Source organism: Brevibacterium sp. OS20, assembly GCF_056837565.1.
Map to the genome: position 1 here is coordinate 830,688 of NZ_CM166367.1, position 19,011 is coordinate 849,698.

Sequence of the window (19,011 nt, forward strand, 5' to 3'; positions counted from 1 at the left end):
TATTTTCTGGTAAGACAATCATCTGGCCAAACATTGGTTCACCTGTGGTGGGTGGTTCTTCGCCGAACCTCTCGCATCACATGGGTGGATGGTGTGTTTGGTTAGTATTTTTTGGTCAACCTTCTCACCCCGTGAGGGGTTGGCTGTCTTGCTGGGATTCATTCGTAACATAAAGTTTTTTATGGAGAGTTTGATCCTGGCTCAGGACGAACGCTGGCTGCGTGCTTAACACATGCAAGTCGAACGCTGAAGCCGACAGCTTGCTGTTGGTGGATGAGTGGCGAACGGGTGAGTAACACGTGAGTAACCTGCCCCTGATTTCGGGATAAGCCTGGGAAACTGGGTCTAATACCGGATATGACCAATCCTTGCATGAGGGTTGGTGGAAAGTTTTTCGATCGGGGATGGGCTCGCGGCCTATCAGCTTGTTGGTGGGGTAATGGCCTACCAAGGCGACGACGGGTAGCCGGCCTGAGAGGGCGACCGGCCACACTGGGACTGAGACACGGCCCAGACTCCTACGGGAGGCAGCAGTGGGGAATATTGCACAATGGGGGAAACCCTGATGCAGCGACGCAGCGTGCGGGATGACGGCCTTCGGGTTGTAAACCGCTTTCAGCAGGGAAGAAGCGAAAGTGACGGTACCTGCAGAAGAAGTACCGGCTAACTACGTGCCAGCAGCCGCGGTAATACGTAGGGTACGAGCGTTGTCCGGAATTATTGGGCGTAAAGAGCTCGTAGGTGGTTGGTCACGTCTGCTGTGGAAACGCAACGCTTAACGTTGCGCGTGCAGTGGGTACGGGCTGACTAGAGTGCAGTAGGGGAGTCTGGAATTCCTGGTGTAGCGGTGAAATGCGCAGATATCAGGAGGAACACCGGTGGCGAAGGCGGGACTCTGGGCTGTAACTGACACTGAGGAGCGAAAGCATGGGGAGCGAACAGGATTAGATACCCTGGTAGTCCATGCCGTAAACGTTGGGCACTAGGTGTGGGGGACATTCCACGTTCTCCGCGCCGTAGCTAACGCATTAAGTGCCCCGCCTGGGGAGTACGGTCGCAAGGCTAAAACTCAAAGGAATTGACGGGGGCCCGCACAAGCGGCGGAGCATGCGGATTAATTCGATGCAACGCGAAGAACCTTACCAAGGCTTGACATACACTGGACCGTTCTGGAAACAGTTCTTCTCTTTGGAGCTGGTGTACAGGTGGTGCATGGTTGTCGTCAGCTCGTGTCGTGAGATGTTGGGTTAAGTCCCGCAACGAGCGCAACCCTCGTTCTATGTTGCCAGCACGTGATGGTGGGAACTCATAGGAGACTGCCGGGGTCAACTCGGAGGAAGGTGGGGATGACGTCAAATCATCATGCCCTTTATGTCTTGGGCTTCACGCATGCTACAATGGCTGGTACAGAGAGAGGCGAACCCGTGAGGGTAAGCGAATCCCTTAAAGCCAGTCTCAGTTCGGATCGTAGTCTGCAATTCGACTACGTGAAGTCGGAGTCGCTAGTAATCGCAGATCAGCAACGCTGCGGTGAATACGTTCCCGGGCCTTGTACACACCGCCCGTCAAGTCACGAAAGTCGGTAACACCCGAAGCCGGTGTCCCAACCCACTTGTGGGAGGGGGCCGTCTAAGGTGGGACTGGTGATTGGGACTAAGTCGTAACAAGGTAGCCGTACCGGAAGGTGCGGCTGGATCACCTCCTTTCTAAGGAGCACACATTAAGATCCTCATGGCATGACCCGTCTGTGGTCATCATGAGAGCTCAAGGGTGGAACATCACTTCTTCCGCTTGCCCACACAGCCCGGCTGGGGTCAATGCCCCGGGTGCGGTGAGTGATCGGGTGGGCTAGAACGAACACGTTATTGGGTCCTGGAATCACAAACCCCACACGATTGTGTGGGTGTGGTTTCAACCAACAGGACCAACCCGACCAACAGGCAGCAGCGTGAAGCGGTTGTGTGGTGGTGGGTGTTTGGTAGTGGTTTGAGAATCGTATAGTGGACGCGAGCATCAAACACCATATTTGTGTGGTGTTTATGTAATGTGATTTTTCTTGTCATCATCTAGTTAAGGTGAATGAAACAATATTTTTCGCGCACATGAAGCTGGTCCCTTTTTGGGGGTTGGGTGAGTGTGTAAGAGCGCATGGTGGATGCCTTGGCATCAGGAGCCGATGAAGGACGTGGAAATCTGCGATAAGCCTCGGGGAGCCGATAAACAGGCGTTGATCCGAGGGTCTCCGAATGGGGAAACCCCGCCACTCGTGAGGGTGGTGACCCGTGTCTGAATATATAGGGCATGTGGAGGGAACGCGGGGAAGTGAAACATCTCAGTACCCGCAGGAAGAGAAAATAACAATGATTCCGGGAGTAGTGGCGAGCGAAACTGGATGAGCCTAAACCTGTGCAGTGTCAAGCGTGCTGGTGTTGCTGCAGGGGTGTTGTGGGGTGTACGTGGTCCGGTCCAGCATGACCGGTCTGTGAGTGTTGTTGGTGTAGTCGAACCTGGTGGGAAACAGGACCGGAGTGGGTGAGAGTCCCGTAGACGAAACGCTGACTGTTCGCAGTGTGTGCATGCCCGAGTAGCACGGAACTCGTGGAATTTCGTGTGAATCTGCCAGGACCACCTGGTAAGGCTAAATACTTCCTGATGACCGATAGCGGATAAGTACCGTGAGGGAATGGTGAAAAGTACCCCGGGAGGGGAGTGAAAGAGTACCTGAAACCATGTGCTTACAATCCGTCAGAGCAGTATCTAGATGACTGTGATGGCGTGCCTTTTGAAGAATGAGCCTGCGAGTTAGCGGTGCGTGGCGAGGTTAACCCGTGTGGGGTAGCCGTAGCGAAAGCGAGTCCGAATAGGGCGATCCTAGTCGCGTGTCCTAGACCCGAAGCGGAGTGATCTAGCCATGGGCAGGGTGAAGCGTGTGTAAGAGCGCGTGGAGGCCCGCACCCACTTCAGTTGAAAATGGAGGGGATGACCTGTGGTTAGGGGTGAAAGGCCAATCAAACTCTGTGATAGCTGGTTCTCCCCGAAATGCATTTAGGTGCAGCGTTGCGTGGTTCTTGCTGGAGGTAGAGCTACTGGATGGCTGATGGGCCCTACCGGGTTACTGACGTCAACTAAACTCCGAATGCCAGTCAAGGTTCAGCGTGGCAGTGAGACAGTGGGGGATAAGCTTCATTGTCGAGAGGGAAACAGCCCAGACCATCAACTAAGGCCCCTAAGCGTGTGCTCAGTGGGAAAGGATGTTCAGTTGCGAAGACAACCAGGAGGTTGGCTTAGAAGCAGCCACCCTTGAAAGAGTGCGTAATAGCTCACTGGTCAAGTGATTGAGCGCCGATAATGTAGCGGGGCTAAGTACACCGCCGAAGTTGTGGCAGCACCACGTATAGCCGTAATGGTGTGGTGTTGGGTAGGGGAGCGTCGAGTTGCCGGAGAAGCTGCCGTGTGAACGAGTGGTGGAGGCGATTCGAGTGAGAATGCAGGCATGAGTAGCGAAAGACGGGTGAGAAACCCGTCCACCGGATGACCAAGGGTTCCAGGGCTAGGCTAATCCGCCCTGGGTAAGTCGGGACCTAAGGCGAGGCCGACAGGCGTAGTCGATGGACAACCAGTTGATATTCTGGTACCGACACACAACCGACAGTACCAAAACACACGATACTAACCCCGTGATGACCCCGTCAGGCCTTCGGGCCTGTGGTTGGGTTTGAGTGGGGGACCTGAGTGTGGAGTCGGTAAGCGTGAGGTGTGACGCAGAAAGGTAGCCAGGCCGTGCGATGGTAGTCACGGTCTAAGGTTGTAGCACGTGGGGGTAGGTAAATCCGTCCCCACATTTGAGTGTGAGAGCTGATGGGCGCCCCACATTGGTGGGGTGATCTGGTGATCCTCTGCTGCCGAGAAAAGCATCGACGTGAGGGTGTGTGTTGCCCGTACCCTATAACCGACACAGGTGGTCGAGTAGAGAATACTAAGGTGATCGAGAGAATCGTGGTTAAGGAACTCGGCAAAATGCCCCCGTAACTTCGGGAGAAGGGGGACCATCCCGGTGAACCCACCATGCGTGGGGATGTGCTGGTGGTGGTCGCAGAGGCCAGAGAGAAGCGACTGTTTATTAAAAACACAGGTCCGTGCGAAGATGTAAGTCGATGTATACGGACTGACGCCTGCCCGGTGCTGGAAGGTTAAGAGGACCTGTTAACCCACTTTGTGGGTGAAGCGGAGAATTTAAGCCCCAGTAAACGGCGGTGGTAACTATAACCATCCTAAGGTAGCGAAATTCCTTGTCGGGTAAGTTCCGACCTGCACGAATGGCGTAACGACTTCTCTGCTGTCTCAACCACGAACTCGGCGAAATTGCATTACGAGTAAAGATGCTCGTTACGCGCAGCAGGACGGAAAGACCCCGAGACCTTCACTATAGTTTGGTATTGGGATTCGGTGTGGTTTGTGTAGGATAGGTGGAAGACTGGGAAGCCCTGACGCTAGTTGGGGTGGAGTCGATCGGTGAAATACCACTCTGACCATAGTGGATTCCTTAACTTCGGACCCTGATCGGGTTCAGGGACAGTGCCTGATGGGTAGTTTAACTGGGGCGGTTGCCTCCTAAAGAGTAACGGAGGCGCCCAAAGGTTCCCTCAGCCTGGTTGGCAATCAGGTGTCGAGTGTAAGTGCACAAGGGAGCTTGACTGTGAGACGGACGTGTCGAGCAGGAGCGAAAGCTGGGACTAGTGACCCGGCCATGGCTTGTGGAAGCGTGGTCGCTCAACGGATAAAAGGTACCTCGGGGATAACAGGCTGATCTTGCCCAAGAGTCCATATCGACGGCATGGTTTGGCACCTCGATGTCGGCTCGTCGCATCCTGGGGCTGGAGTCGGTCCCAAGGGTTGGGCTGTTCGCCCATTAAAGCGGTACGCGAGCTGGGTTTAGAACGTCGTGAGACAGTTCGGTCCCTATCCGCTGCGTGCGTAGGAAATTTGTGGAGGTCTGTCCTTAGTACGAGAGGACCGGGACGGACGAACCTCTGGTGTGCCAGTTGTTCCGCCAGGAGCATGGCTGGTTGGCTACGTTCGGGATGGATAACCGCTGAAAGCATCTAAGCGGGAAGCCGGCTCCGAGATGAGATTTCCAACTGACTTTTGTCAGGGGAGGTGTCCTATAGATGATGGGGTTGATAGGCCGGGTATGGAAGCACTGTAAGGTGTGGAGTTGACTGGTACTAATACACCGATCACTCATCAACTTTTTCCCTTTAGTGGGGTTGGTGTGTGCGAAGAGTCTTTATTCGCCTTTCTGGTTGTGATGAGAGAATGCGCCCCGTTTTGTGGGGTGTGCATGACATAGTTTTGGTGTTCGCGTTCGCTGTGCGGTTCTTGGACCACTACCACCCAAACGTTTTGGGTTTGGGTGTGTGTGGTTTGTTGGTTTTGCGGTGGTGATAGTGGTGGGGAAACGCCCGGTTAACCGTTCCGATCCCGGTAGCTAAGCCCATTCGCGCTGATGGTACTGCAACTTGGTGGTTGTGGGAGAGTAAGTGACTGCCGCAATATTTTTTAGTGGTGATGGCCTCGTCCGACTGTGTTGGGCGGGGCCATTACTGTATTCACGAACGGGTGTGCTGCCGGTGGTTATTACTACCTGACGGGGGTACTGCTACCTGGCGCGGGGTTGCTGGGCCGCCATCAGGTAGTAATAGGGAGGTGGGGAATGTCTTGGGGAATAGTCCGGAGAACCCTACTGCAGGACAAGTCGTTTTGTCAGTAATGTGAACATTATGACGACGAACGATACTGCACTGCATGCACAATCAGCGGAGCCGGACGCTCTACAGGCTCGGTCACGGTCGCGCTGGATCGGTATCCTCTGGGCCCTGCATTGGCTGTTGCGCATCGGATTGGCGATGGCGCTCCTGCCCTACGCCTGGACGAAGATCTACCACGTTCAGATGGGCTATGCCGACTATGCCGACGCAATAGTCCAGTACGGCGAGATGAGCCCCATGGGGCTGCTGTGGCGTTTCATGGCCTTCTCCCCGACCGTTCAATTCCTGGCGGGCCTGGCCGAGCTTCTCGCGGTCATCCTGCTGCTCTTCCGTCGTTCTGCCTGGCTCGGCGCACTCATCGCAGCTCTGGACATGAGCGTGGTCTTCCTGCTCAACCTGACGTTCGACGTGCCGGTGAAGCAGCTCTCAGGAGCGATGGCCCTCGTCGGTCTCATCCTTCTCATCCCCAACGTGCCCCGAGTCGTGAGTTTCGCATTCGGGCGCAGCGTCGGGCCGGCAGTCAACGGCCTCATCTGGCACAACCGGATCTTCGTTCGCATCACTCGCTGGGTCTCCCCGATACTCGCTGTTGTCATCATCGTCGGCAGCGGACTGGCCACCGGAATCAGCCTCAATTGGGGTCGCCCTGGCGCTCCTGAGGAGATCTCAGGCGTCTATACCGTCACCACGTCAGGCAAGCCCGCCCTGATCGAGGGCACTGACCATACAACCGAGGACATCACTCAGATCGCCTTCGGGCAGATCGGATCGGGCAAAGGCAAGAGAATGAGTGTGCGGTACTCCGACGGAGACTTCCAGGATGGGGTCTACAGCGTCGATGGCCAGTCGATCACAGCGAAGCTCTACCCCGTCCGGAAAGGCGCTCAGACGCTTATCCGCGGTTCCTCAGGTACGGTCGAGTTCCAGTACTCGGAGGTAGGAGAAGGGGAGTTCTCTCTGCGAGCAGGGGAATCGGAACTGACGCTGCGCAATGATGAGGAGCGAAGGTTCCTCTTCGATCGAGGATTCCGCTGGGGACCCGAAACACCCGTCAATCGCTGAAAGCCGATAAATCAATGGGGCCCCGCCGATCGGCGGGGCCCCAAGCATCCGTCAGGGATGCAACTGCTCAGCGGCGTATCAGCGTCCGAACAGCTTGGAGAACAGGCCCTTCTTCTTCGGCTTGGCGTCCTTGCTCGGTTCTTCCTCGACCGGAGTCTCCGTCTCGGCGGGTTCGACAGGCCCGTCTCCGAGTGGCCGCTCGTCTTCCGGCCGCTGCTCTCCGCGTGCGGTATCCGAAGCCTCCGCCGCAGGCTCTGCAGCTTCGTCGGTCTGAGCTTCGGCCGTCGGGGTCGCCTCCGCTGCCGGCTTCTCGTCTGGCACGGACTCCGTGGGCGCAGTTTCCGCCGTTTCCCCTGCCGAGGCCGGTGTCGGTGTCGTGGGTGTCGACGCAGGTGGTGCGGCAACATCCTTCGCAGCGGGAGCGGAAGTCGACTCGGTCGTGCGAGAGGCGGCGGCCGCCTCGGCGGGGGTGCCTGTGGGTTCCGCGGCGGCGTACTGCTCGGCGGCCTCGCCCTCCAGCGGCGCATTCAGGTCGCAGTTGGAGATGCGACGCTGATCGTCGAAGGACAGGTCGGCCGAGCCGTCGGCGAACAGCATCCGCAGGCCACCTTCGGGAAGCTCTGCCGTCGGAATGCCGCGTTTGGCGACGTACGCGTCGATGGCCGCGCGGTGGTCGGTCACTGTCGTCTGCGTCAGTCCCTGCATGAGCGCCCGCACAGAGACCTTGACCTGCGGTGCGGGCAAGGCGATCTCGGCGGCATCGACGAGGAGCCAAACAGTGGTTCCGGCGCCGGCGGCGGCAGGATAGTGGGCCCACTTATCGGTGGCCTCCTTCGACGCCAGGGTCAGCCGCAGTGCGAGCTCCTCATCGAGGGAGAGCTCAGGTGTCGTGAGCTCGCTGACGTCCTCAGCGGCCCCGAACTTGCGCACCTCGTGGGAGAGCCCGACGATGGCGTCGGGGAAGTCATTGACGTTCTCCCAACCCCACAGCCACGTCTTCTCCCTGCCTGACTCCGAACCGAGCAGATGCGGCCGGGTGCGCAGGACGGCGCCCTCGGTCGACGTGAACGTCAGGTGCGGGTCGGAGCTGAAGTCGACTTCCCACTCGGCGTCGGCGATGAGCGCACCGAAATGCGTCTGCACCTCCGTCGAATAGAAGACGGCACGATTGACCAGGTCCTGCAGAGTTGAGCTCATGCTTTCAAGCGTATGCGGGAGCGCCCGAGAAGCGAGGAGGCACGCGGTGCGAAGGCCGTGTCAGTGCCTCATGGTGAAGTGGAGGTCGTGGCAGAACGCCCCCGATCAGCCGCCGGCTCGTCTATCTCTGAGAGGAGAATCAATGTAAGGTAGTCTGTTGCGCTTCGCAACTCTCACGACTCCATCATCAGCCGCTCTTCACTCAGGACGTTCAACGTGGCATTACTCCGCCTGTCCCTGAAATACGCCAAAAACTACTGGCCGTTCATCATTCTGGTCGTCATCCTGCAACTGGCCTCGACCATCGCAGCACTGTACCTGCCCAGCCTCAATGCCCGGATCATCGACGAAGGAGTCGCCAAGGGCGATACCGACTTCATCTGGTCGACGGGCATGACGATGCTGCTCGTCTGCCTCGTGCAGGTCGTCACCGCGATCACCGCGATCTACTTCGGCGCCCGGACGGGAATGGGCGTCGGCCGCGACCTCCGCAGAGCCATCTACCGTCAGGTCGACGACCTGTCGATGCTCGAAGTCGGAAAATTCGGATCCGCCACCCTCATCACCCGCAACACCAACGACGTCCAACAGGTTCAGATGCTCGTGCTCATGACCCTGAACTTCATGGTCTCGACACCGATCATGTGCATCGGCGGAATCATCATGGCCCTGCGGGAAGACGCCGGACTGTCCTGGCTGGTGTGGGTGTCCGTGCCCGTCCTGTTCATCGTCGTCGCCATTCTCGTCTACCTCCTCATGCCGCTGTTCCGCCGCATGCAGGACCAGGTCGACGACATCAACGGCGTTCTGCGCGAACAGATCACCGGCATCCGCGTCATCCGTGCCTTCGTCCGTGAGCCCTTTGAGACCGACCGCTACGCCGATGCCAACCGTGCCCTGACCGAAACTTCGGTCAAGGTCGGCAACCTGTTCGTGCTCATGTTCCCCGCCATCATGATGATCCTCCATCTCGCGACCGCCGCCGTCCTGTGGTTCGGTGGCCACCGCGTCGACGCCGGACAGATGGAAGTGGGATCGCTGACCGCGTTCCTGCAGTACCTGCTGCAGATCCTCGTGGCCGTGATGATGGGCGTATTCATGATGATGATGATTCCGCGCGCCGTCGTCTGCGCCGAACGCATCGCCGAGATCCTCGACACCCGCAGCACGATGACCATCCCTGCCGGTGTCAGGGAGCTGCCCGGTCGCGGTGAGCTCGAATTCCGCAATGTCACCTTCGGATATCCCGGCGCCGAGGTGCCTGTGCTCGAAGGACTGAACTTTACCGCCCAGCCCGGAACGACGACCGCGATCATCGGATCGACCGGTTCCGGCAAGTCGACGATCGTCAACCTCATCCCCAGACTCATCGACCCGCAGGTCGGTGAGATCCTCATCGACGGCACCCCCGTCACCGAGTTCAACCGCCACCAACTGGCCCAGCTCATCGGTCTGGTGCCGCAGAAGCCGTACCTGTTCTCCGGCACGATCGCCTCGAACCTGCGCTTCGGGAATGAAGACGCCACCGATGAAGAGCTGTGGGAGGCCCTGCGCATCGCTCAGGCCGACGACTTCGTGGCTGAGAAAGAAGACAAGCTCTCAGAACGCGTCGCCCAGGGAGGCACGAACTATTCCGGTGGGCAGCGGCAGCGTCTGTGCATCGCCAGAGCCCTGACGGTGAAGCCGCAGATCTACGTCTTCGACGATTCGTTCTCCGCCCTCGACGTCGCCACCGACGCCCGCCTGCGGGCCGCCCTCGACGAATCGACGGGGGACGCCACCGTCATCGTCGTTGCCCAGCGTGTATCGACGATCCGGGACGCCGATCAGATCATCGTCCTCGAAGCCGGGAAGATCGTCGGCCGCGGCACCCATGAGGAACTCGCCGAGACGAACCCGACCTACCGCGAGATCATCGAATCCCAGCTGACCACGGAAGAGGTGAACTGACATGGCCGACAACAACTCAACCGAAACTGTGGTGGCTGGGGAAGACGAATACATCCCCAGCGGCGAGGAACTGGAGATGAGCGGAGGCACACCTCCGCGCAAGGCCAAGCACTTCTGGCCGTCGGTCAAGCGTCTGTTCGGACTCATGGCCACGGAGAAGAAGGGCATGTTCTACGTCGTCGCCCTCGTCGTCGGCTCCGTCGTGCTCACCGTCATCGCGCCCAAGGTCCTCGGCAAGGCGATGGACGTCGTCTACTCCGGAGTCATCGGCGCTCAGCTGCCCGCTGGTGCGAACATCGACGACATCATCGCCGGGGCCCGCGCCGAGGGCCGAGACGACTTCGCCGATATGCTCGCCACCGCCGAGGTGGTGCCCGGGCAGGGGATCGACTTCACGGCGCTCGGTCAGATCATCATCGCCGTCCTGCTCATGTACCTCGTGGCCTCGATGCTCATGTGGGCGCAGGGGTATATCCTCAACGCCCTGGTCATGCGCGTGGTCTACCGTCTGCGTGAGGACATCGAACGCAAGATCAACCGACTGCCGCTGCGCTACTTCGACACCCGTCAGCGCGGCGACGTGATGTCGCGAGTGACCAACGACGTCGACAACATCCAGCAGGCCCTGCAGCAGGCATTCTCTCAGCTCGTGCAGTCGGCGCTGACGATCATCGGCATCGGCGTGATGATGTTCATCGTGTCCTGGCAGCTCGCACTGCTGGCTCTCATCGCTCTGCCGCTGTCGGCGATCATCGCCGGCGTCATCGGCACCCGTTCGCAGAAGCTGTTCAAGGCGCAGTGGAAGCACACCGGTGAGGTCAACGGGCACGTGGAAGAGTCATTCTCCGGTCTTGACATCGTCAGGGCCTTCGGCCGTGACGAGGTCATGCTCGAGGAGTTCGACCGTCGCAACGAATCGCTGTACAAGGCTTCGGCAGGAGCACAGTTCGTCTCCGGCATGATCATGCCCTCAATGCAGTTCGTGTCCTACCTCAGCTATGTCCTCATCGCTGTCGCCGGCGGACTCAAGGTCGCGACGGGACAGATGACGCTCGGTGATGCGACCGCGTTCATCCAGTACTCACGTGAGTTCTCGCAGCCGATCTCCGAAATGGCCGGTGTCGCGAATATGCTCCAGTCCGGTGTCGCCTCGGCGGAGCGGACCTTCGAACTGCTCGACGCCGAGGAGGAGGACCCCGACGAGGTGCAGCAAGAACTGCCCCCGCGCACTCCGGGCAAGGTCGAATTCTCCGAAGTGAGCTTCCGGTATGCTCCGGAGCCGCCTCTCATCGAGAAGGTGTCCTTCACCGCCGAACCGGGACATACGGTGGCGATCGTCGGCTCGACCGGCGCCGGCAAGACCACCTTGGTCAACCTCGTGATGCGCTTCTACGAGATCACGGGCGGAACCATCTACCTCGACGGCATCGACACCCGCGACCTCAGCCGGGCCGGCCTCCGATCACATGTGGGCATGGTGCTCCAGGATGCGTGGCTGTTCGAAGGCACCATCGCCGACAACATCCGCTACGGCCGGTTGGGCGCCACCGATGAGGAAGTCGTCGCAGCCGCCAAGGCGACGATGGTCGACAGGTTCGTGCGCCAGCTGCCCGACGGCTATGACACCGTCATCGATTCCGACGGCGGCAGCGTCTCGGCCGGCGAACGGCAGCTCATCACCATCGCTCGAGCGTTCCTCGCCGACCCCTCACTGCTCATCCTCGACGAGGCGACCTCATCGGTCGACACCCGCACCGAGGTGCTGGTGCAGCAGGCGATGGCAGCGTTGCGAACCGATCGGACGTCGTTCGTCATCGCCCACCGGCTGTCGACGATCCGTGACGCTCACACCATTCTCGTGATGGAGGACGGAGCGATCGTCGAACACGGCAACCACGAGCAGCTGCTCGCGGCAGAAGGCGCCTACCACCGGCTGTACATGTCGCAGTTCCGCGGGGAGGACGCCGAGGAGCAGTTCACTGCCGAGGTGCTCGCCGAGGCCGATGCCGACGCAGGTGCACCGCTCGACGAGGCTGCGGCCTCCGACAGCGACAGCACGGACGGACCGGATACCGAAGGTGAAAGCCACGAGGCGCCAGCAGAGGAAGGCCGCTCTCCGCAAGTCTGATCGTTCCGAGCAGTGGCAGGGTCCCCGAGCTTGAGCTCGGGGACCCTGCATCGCATTCAACGCAGAAATCAGATGGTGTGCGAAAATCCGACATAACGTTTTTCAGGGTATGAATGCCGAAGTCGATCCAAATGTGACACTGCTCTGACCGCTCTGCCGTGCGGCTCACCAGCCCCAAATAGAAGTTGTTGTGCAGGTGAGAGCACAGCCTGAGGCACGAACACGTGGGGGCACTATGACTGGGTCGCGCGAACAGTATTGCGAAGTGATAAACATTCGGCCAAACACCTCTATCACTTCTGTCATGACCTAAATGACCTAAAGTCGTGCGCTCTTCATTGCCTGCGTATGGTCCAAGCCATAACTGAAGACGGCAACCGACCAGAACTCTGGAAGGACCATCATGAAACGGTTGGCAATGGCGGCAACGTTCGCTCTGGCACTCTCCATCGGAGGATGGGGCCAGGCAGCCGCACAAGCAGATGAGCGCACAACTGCGCAGGCGGCCGACGTCCAAGCCGCAGGAGAAGCAGGAAACAGCGACGCAGATTCCCCGGGAACAGAGGACCCGCCCACGGATCCCGGTGACGACGCCGCGGATCCCGGCACACCCACCGAACCCGGTGACGGGGAGGAATCAACTGATCCGGGAGGCGACGAGAACGCAGCAGATCCCGGCGACGGTGAAGAGGCGGCCGACCCCGGCGAAGGTTCGGACGAACCGACCGAGGACTCGACCCCGATCGATGCCTCGTTCTCCCTCGACCAGTCGTCGATGCCCGTCGACGAGGCAGCCGAGGCCATCCCATACACCATCACCGGACTGAAAGCCGGAGACACCGTCACCGCCGGACCCGGCGAGAACGGCTCCATCACCGTCGACAGTGACGGAACGTTCAACGGAGAGCTCCGTGGCAACACCGAGCTCAAGGTCGGCGACGTCGTCGATGTCACCGTGACCGTCGCGCGCGACGGCGAGGAGTCGAAGACGTTCAGCGGCAGTGTGGAGATCACCGACAGCCAAAATGACTCGGATGCGGCCGTCAGCGTCGACCCGCAGAGCCAGGGGATCGACTCGTATCTCGACAACGGTGTCGACATCACCGTGAGCAATTGCGAGGCGGGCGAAGAAGTGACCGTCACCATCGTCCGCAAGGGCGAAGATACGAACATCTGGGAAGAGACGAAGACCGCCGGCGATGACGGTTCGGTCTCCACATCATTCATGCCCGGCACCGGCGGTGACGGATGGATCGGTGACTTCGTCGTCAGCGCAGAATGCGGTGACACGAGCGCAGAGACGACGTATTCCGTCACTGAAGACGACGACAGCTCCGATGCAGATCTCAGCGTCACCCCGCAGAGCCAGAAGCTCGCCGACTTCCTCGAGAACGGTGTCAACATCACCCTCGTCGACTGCCACGTCGACTCCGAGGTGAAGTTCCAGGTGAGCTCCGCGAAAGATCCCGACACCGTGATCTGGGACGAGACCCAGGAAGCCGGTGAGGACGCAGCCGGATCCGTCCAGTTCCTGCCTGATGGTGACGGCGGCAAGGGCTGGATCGGTGACTTCAACGTCCTGGCCTCCTGCGGTGACAAGAGCGCAGAGACCACGTTCACGGTCACCGATGACGGCAGCGTCGTCGATCCCAAGCTCTCGATCAATCCCGAAACGATTTCGGGGGAGGACTTCATCGACCGGGACCAAGGTGTGCAGCTGATGGTCAACGAATGCGTCCCGGACGCCGAAGTCCACTTCGAGGTCTATTCCGGGGACAAGAGCGAGAAACTCTATGAACAGACCGCGACGACCAATGAGGAAGGAGCAGCCGGAATCCACGTCTACGGACTCGGGGATGATCCCGCGTACTACGTCGGGACCTACCAGGTCTTCGCCGATTGCATGGACGTCAGCAGGTCAGGAAAGTTCGAAGTCACCGGCGGTGAGTCCGGTGGCGGCAACGGAGGAGACTCCGGCGAAGCCGGCGGCGGTTCGTCGATGCCTCGCACCGGTGCTGAACTCACCGGACTGACCGCAGGTGCCCTGCTCATCCTCGGCGGTGGAGCAGCCATCGGACTGGCTCGCAGGAAGAACAAGAGCTGACAGTGACCGGTGACCCGTCGGGTTGGTGACTCCACCCGGCCCGACGGCGAGAGGCGGTCCTGGCGGAAGCGATCGGCCCCGGTTCCTCGACTTCGAGTCGAAGAACCGGGGCCGATCTGTGCTGTCTTCACAGGCAGTGCCGAACAGTTCGCGTGCACGCCCGTTGAGTCTCGTCGGCGCCTTGCCGGTGCAGGAACAACGGGCCTAGCTTGGTGGTCGTGGAGGCAAGGAAGCTTCCACGAAACCGATGACAGAGGAGCACAACCATGTCCAATCCAGGTCAGCCCGAAACTAAACGCGGTGACAAGGGCGCCGCGGTCCTGCGTGCTCAGCGAGCACTGCGGAGAACTCCCGATCACAGCGTCGCAGCCGACGGTGATTTCGGACCGGACACCGAAGCTGGGGTCAGACGATTTCAGGAGAGTGCCGGACTGACGGTCGATGGCATCGTCGGAAAAGACACCTGGGAATCACTTCCGAACGGTGGTCCGATGCCTCTGCTGAAGACCGGGTCGAAAGGTGATGTCGTCCGCGACCTGCAGAAGGTACTCATCTCCGGTGCAGACAGCGGTGATTGGCCGTCGCCAGGCGAAGCCGACGGAGACTTCGGGGCCGGCACGAAGGAGTCTGTGGAGGGCTTTCAGAAGTGGGGCGGCGTCGACTCCGATGGCATCGTCGGGGACAAGACATGGGCCGTCCCACTGCACGCCACGAACAGCACTCTCGAGACCGCTGTCGGACTCGACTGGGCCGAGGACTGATTCCGGCCAGGGTGCTGCTGACGGTTCTGGTCCCCGGCTTCCGGAGTCGCGAGCAGGGGACCGCGGACTGAAATCTCCGAAATCGGCAATAACAATTCAGCCTGCCGAATTCCACGGAGTGATGACGATGTGATCGGCAAGCTGATCAGGACCTGTGTGCGCGTTTCACCTCGCCGTTTCTGGCAGGACCCGGTCCGACCCGGCCATGCTGGGCCAGGGGGGATGACCAGGAACGACAGTGGCGCCTCGGCGAGGGTGCCGTTGCAGGCGGCGCGTGAGTCTGAACGTCGGCTCAGCGTTCGAATCGGCAGGTCACATTGACGTCTCGAAACCGTTCGGAACGCTGTTTCGAAGTTGTCATGACCACAATGATCAGAACTCCACAGAACCATTTCGTCTTGCCTACGGTCGCATCACAACCGAATACGGCAGATCAACCCGACAACGCTTTCAGAGCATCACTGGCAAGGACGAAAGAAGGATGATCACAATGAAGAAGCTCGCACTCGCCGCAACCGTCGCCCTCGGGATCTCTGCCCTCGCAGCTGGACCGACGGCCGCTTCGAGTCTCGATGCCGCACCTTCGGGCTCTGTGCCGACCGACGGAAATCACTCGAGTGAATCTGCGGCAGCAGGGGAGGAAGCCGCGGAGGACGACCCCAAGTCTCACGATGAAGATCTGGCGCTGAGGTACGCGACGATGACACTGTACGAGGTCGCGCACGGCAAGGGTATCGAATACACCGTCGACGGACTCAAAGCAGGGGACGTCGTCACCACGAGCCTCAACGACAAGAAGTCCGTGGTGAAGAAGGACGGGCCATTCGACGGCTCGGTTGTCGTGGATGAGGAACCGGACGTCCCGACAGACCTTCCATTCACGGTCTATGTCGAACGCGACGGTGAGACAGTGAGAGAGATGTTCACCAGAGTCGACCTCATCTCGGAGGGCGATCGAGGTGAATACGACGATGGCACTCTGTTGGTGAACCCAGAGGAGGACACGAACGACACGGCTCTCGGCACCGACGGAGTCAATCTCACAATGGTCAACTGCTCGGCCGAAGACGAGGCCGTGTTCCGCGTGTTCAAGAAGAACACGGATGGTCAGACGAAGGTCTGGGAAAAGCGTCAACTCGCCGGTGAAGATGAGTCCGCATCGGTCCGATACATAGCGGATTCAAGCAAGGACCTGTGGGGCAGATACGTCATCACTGCAGAATGCGGCGACCTCGAAGACTCGGCGCCACTGAGGGTGTACATCGACGAATAGAGGCCCGTGATCACTCCACCCGCCAACAGGATGCAAACGACGCCGGGTCCTTGACTCAGAACACTGGTTCTGAGTCAAGGACCCGGCGTCGTTCGTCTGTCGGTTTCTCCGCGGCAGCCGGTCGGCTCAGCCCTTGGCGACGAGCGTGCGCACGGCCGAGGAGAAGAACCCTTGACCGTCGATTCCGCCGCCGGACTCGGGGCCGAAGCCGGTCTCGACGGCGTGTTCGGGGTGCGGCATGAGGCCGACGACGTTGCCTGCTTCGTTCGTGATTCCGGCGATGTCTCGCAGAGACCCGTTCGGGTTGAAGCCCTGGTACCGGAAGACCACGCGTCCGGTGGACTCGAGCTCGTCGAGCACCTCGTCGGTGGCGACGAACCCGCCCTCACCGTTCTTCAGCGGAATGCGGATCGTCTGACCCTGCTCATAGTCGCTCGTCCACGCGGTGTTCGCGTTTTCCACGACCAGGTCCTGGTCGCGGCAGATGAAATGCTGGTGATCGTTGCGGATGAGCGCACCGGGCAGCAGACGGGATTCGCAGAGGATCTGGAAGCCGTTGCAGATGCCGAGCACCGGCATACCGGCATTCGCCGCGGCCACGACGGACTCCATGATCGGAGCGAATCCGGCGATCGCACCGCAGCGCAGGTAGTCACCATACGAGAAACCGCCGGGCAGGATGACGGCGTCGACTCCGGACAGGGTCGAATCCGCGTGCCACAGGTTCACCGGGTTCGCACCGGCCAGACGCACGGCGCGAGCGGCATCACGGTCATCGAGAGTTCCGGGGAACGTGACGACTCCGACGGAGACACCGGACTCTGCGGTCGCCTCGGCGGTGGGATCAGCCGCGACAGCGGTCACGATGCGTCCTCGGCCACGCGGACTGCCACAACGTTTTCGATCACGGGATTCGACAGAAGCTTCTCTGCGGCTTCGCGTGCCTGGGCGAGGACCTCCTCGGTGGCTTCGCCGTCAACCTCGAGTTCGAACCTCTTGCCCTGACGAACCTCACCGAACCCGGTGAAGCCCAGACGGGTCAGTCCGCCGGAGATCGCCTTGCCCTGGGGGTCAAGGATCTCGGGTTTGGGCATCACCTCAACGACGACACGTGCCATGCGTGTACTGCTCCTTTGTGAAAGTGTTCGGGAGTTCCTCCCGCGCTCACCCAGAGTCTACCAACCACGGCCGAATTCCCCGCCCGCGGTCCGGTCGTCGGACAGGCTGGAGCCCTCAGGAATCGAAGCCCATGCCCACTGCATCGAGGACTTTGAGCAGAGGACCGCGACGACCCTCGTTCTCATCGGCCTTGATCAGCGCATTCGTCGTCATCTTGATGCCCAGCCACGCCATCGGCTCGGGCGGGAACGGCAGGGGCAGCTTGCGCACCATCTCGAGCTCGGTCAGTTCGGTGTCCTCACCGGAGAGCAGATCGAGCATGACTGTTCCAGCGAACCGAGACGCACCCACCCCGAGGCCGGTGAACCCCGCAGCCATGGCGACCTTCTTCCCATAGGCGCTGGTGAAGAACGAGAAGAACCGTGAACAGGTGTCGATCGGTCCGCCCCACTTGTGAGTGAACTTCAGCCCGGCCAGCTGCGGGAAGGTCTCGAAGAAGTGCTCGGCGAGGGTCTCGAAGGTCTCGGGCCGCTGATCGTATCTCCACGACACCTGCCGCCCGAAGTGGTAGACGGCGTCCCAACCGCCGAAGAGGATCCGGTTGTCAGCGCTCAGCCGGTAGTAGTGGAATCTGTTCGCACAGTCGCCGATGCCCTGACGGCCCTCCCACCCGATCGCAGCCATCTGCTCGTTGTTCAACGGCTCGGTCATCAGCGCATAGTCGTAGACGGGAACCGTATGCAGACTCACCCGCTTGAGCAGCGAGGGGAACACATTCGTCGCTAACGCCACCCGCTTCGCCGTGATCTGGCTGCACTGAGCGGTCGCGCAGTCCTCGAGCGTCTCCGCGGTCACGCGGGTCTGGACTCGCACGCTCGTCTTCGCGTCGCTGACATCGGTGACCTTCGTGCCCTCATAGACCTCGACCCCGAGTTCGCGGATGACCCGCAGCAGCTCCCAGCACAGCTTCGCCGGATGGACGAGCGCGACCTCGCGAGAATCCCACAGCGCACCTTTGTACGTCGGCGACTTGACGATCCCCGCGAGCTCCTGCTGGTCGAGGAAGATGAAACCGGAATCGGGATCGTGGGCCTCCCGCAGCTCGGCGACCTGGTAGTCCTCGGTGGCGACATCGAGTTCGCCCGTGCGTTCGAACTCGACGTCCATCCCGTACTTCGCCACCGCTGCTTCGATGGCGTCGAGGTTCTCCCGGCCCAGCTGCGCGAGCCGATCGTTCTCCTCCGGCAGGTGAGCTTCCCCGTTGTCGTAGCCGTGAGTGAGGCTGGCCGCGCAGAATCCGCCATTGCGCCCCGAGGCGGCCCACCCGATCGAGTTCGCCTCGACGAGCACGACCCGACGGTCCGGGTCCCGCTCCTTCGCCTGCAGTGCGGTCCACAGACCCGTGAACCCGCCGCCGACAACGAGGAGGTCGGTTTCTCGATTCTCCTGCAGCGGCGGCAGCGGCTCCGGACGGAGGTCGGTGTCGAGCCAGAACGGAATGGTCGAGGCGTCGGCCAATGCGGCATTGACGTCCATGTCACTTCACTTTCTTCGCGGTGCGGTCGGTGGGCACTCTGCCGGACAGGCAGGTGCGGTCGGTTGGCACTCTGCCAGACCGGCGAGTGCGGGGTGGTGCGAAACGGCGGGCC

10 protein-coding genes and 3 rRNA genes are annotated in these 19,011 nt (G+C 60.5%); 9 read left to right on the forward strand and 4 right to left on the reverse strand.

The features are described from left to right. Nucleotides 1-178: 178 nt before the first annotated feature. The 4 genes from ACVZTU_RS03520 (at nucleotide 179) to ACVZTU_RS03535 (ending at nucleotide 6,830) form a co-directional block, all read left to right on the forward strand. Nucleotides 179-1,706, forward strand: a 16S ribosomal RNA gene (locus tag ACVZTU_RS03520). Nucleotides 1,707-2,128: 422 nt separating this feature from the next. Beyond that, nucleotides 2,129-5,249 (forward strand): 23S ribosomal RNA (locus ACVZTU_RS03525). A 185-nt stretch (nucleotides 5,250-5,434) separates the two neighbouring features. Then, nucleotides 5,435-5,553: ribosomal RNA gene (rrf, locus tag ACVZTU_RS03530) — 5S ribosomal RNA — on the forward strand. The 16S, 23S and 5S rRNA genes sit together here, the layout of an rRNA operon. A gap of 227 nt (nucleotides 5,554-5,780) precedes the next feature. Further along, complete coding sequence (locus ACVZTU_RS03535; RefSeq protein WP_229664226.1) at nucleotides 5,781-6,830, forward strand: DoxX family protein; 1,050 nt, start codon at nucleotides 5,781-5,783, stop codon at nucleotides 6,828-6,830. 78 nt (nucleotides 6,831-6,908) lie between these two features. Here the strand turns inward: ACVZTU_RS03535 and ACVZTU_RS03540 are convergent, their stop codons facing one another. Next, nucleotides 6,909-8,027, reverse strand: a complete 1,119-nt coding sequence (locus ACVZTU_RS03540; protein WP_139470430.1) for a DUF6882 domain-containing protein — start codon at nucleotides 8,025-8,027, stop codon at nucleotides 6,909-6,911. Nucleotides 8,028-8,243: 216 nt separating this feature from the next. Between ACVZTU_RS03540 and ACVZTU_RS03545 the strand changes: the two genes are divergently transcribed. The 5 genes from ACVZTU_RS03545 (at nucleotide 8,244) to ACVZTU_RS03565 (ending at nucleotide 16,243) form a co-directional block, all read left to right on the forward strand. Continuing rightward, nucleotides 8,244-9,977, forward strand: a complete 1,734-nt coding sequence (locus tag ACVZTU_RS03545; protein ID WP_139470429.1) for an ABC transporter ATP-binding protein — start codon at nucleotides 8,244-8,246, stop codon at nucleotides 9,975-9,977. A gap of 1 nt (nucleotide 9,978) precedes the next feature. Further along, nucleotides 9,979-12,105, forward strand: a complete 2,127-nt coding sequence (locus ACVZTU_RS03550) for an ABC transporter ATP-binding protein (RefSeq protein WP_482401427.1) — start codon at nucleotides 9,979-9,981, stop codon at nucleotides 12,103-12,105. A gap of 403 nt (nucleotides 12,106-12,508) precedes the next feature. Next, complete coding sequence (locus tag ACVZTU_RS03555; RefSeq protein ID WP_139470428.1) at nucleotides 12,509-14,209, forward strand: LPXTG cell wall anchor domain-containing protein; 1,701 nt, start codon at nucleotides 12,509-12,511, stop codon at nucleotides 14,207-14,209. A 266-nt stretch (nucleotides 14,210-14,475) separates the two neighbouring features. Beyond that, nucleotides 14,476-14,970 (forward strand): peptidoglycan-binding domain-containing protein, encoded by a 495-nt coding sequence (locus ACVZTU_RS03560; protein ID WP_139470427.1) that lies wholly within the window; start codon nucleotides 14,476-14,478, stop codon nucleotides 14,968-14,970. A 490-nt stretch (nucleotides 14,971-15,460) separates the two neighbouring features. Then, entirely contained in the window at nucleotides 15,461-16,243 is a 783-nt protein-coding gene (locus tag ACVZTU_RS03565) for a hypothetical protein (protein WP_139470426.1), read from the forward strand. Between the two features lie 126 nt (nucleotides 16,244-16,369). Here ACVZTU_RS03565 and purQ read toward each other — a convergent pair whose 3' ends face one another. The 3 genes from purQ to ACVZTU_RS03580 all read right to left on the reverse strand — a co-directional run bounded on the left by purQ (nucleotide 16,370) and on the right by ACVZTU_RS03580 (nucleotide 18,898). Next, nucleotides 16,370-17,107, reverse strand: a complete 738-nt coding sequence (gene purQ / locus ACVZTU_RS03570; protein WP_139470425.1) for a phosphoribosylformylglycinamidine synthase subunit PurQ — start codon at nucleotides 17,105-17,107, stop codon at nucleotides 16,370-16,372. After that, entirely contained in the window at nucleotides 17,104-17,361 is a 258-nt protein-coding gene (purS, locus tag ACVZTU_RS03575; RefSeq protein ID WP_025780534.1) for a phosphoribosylformylglycinamidine synthase subunit PurS, read from the reverse strand. The genes purQ and purS overlap by 4 nt, the downstream gene beginning before the upstream one ends. A gap of 115 nt (nucleotides 17,362-17,476) precedes the next feature. Next, entirely contained in the window at nucleotides 17,477-18,898 is a 1,422-nt protein-coding gene (locus ACVZTU_RS03580) for an NAD(P)/FAD-dependent oxidoreductase (RefSeq protein ID WP_482401428.1), read from the reverse strand. Nucleotides 18,899-19,011: the final 113 nt, after the last annotated feature.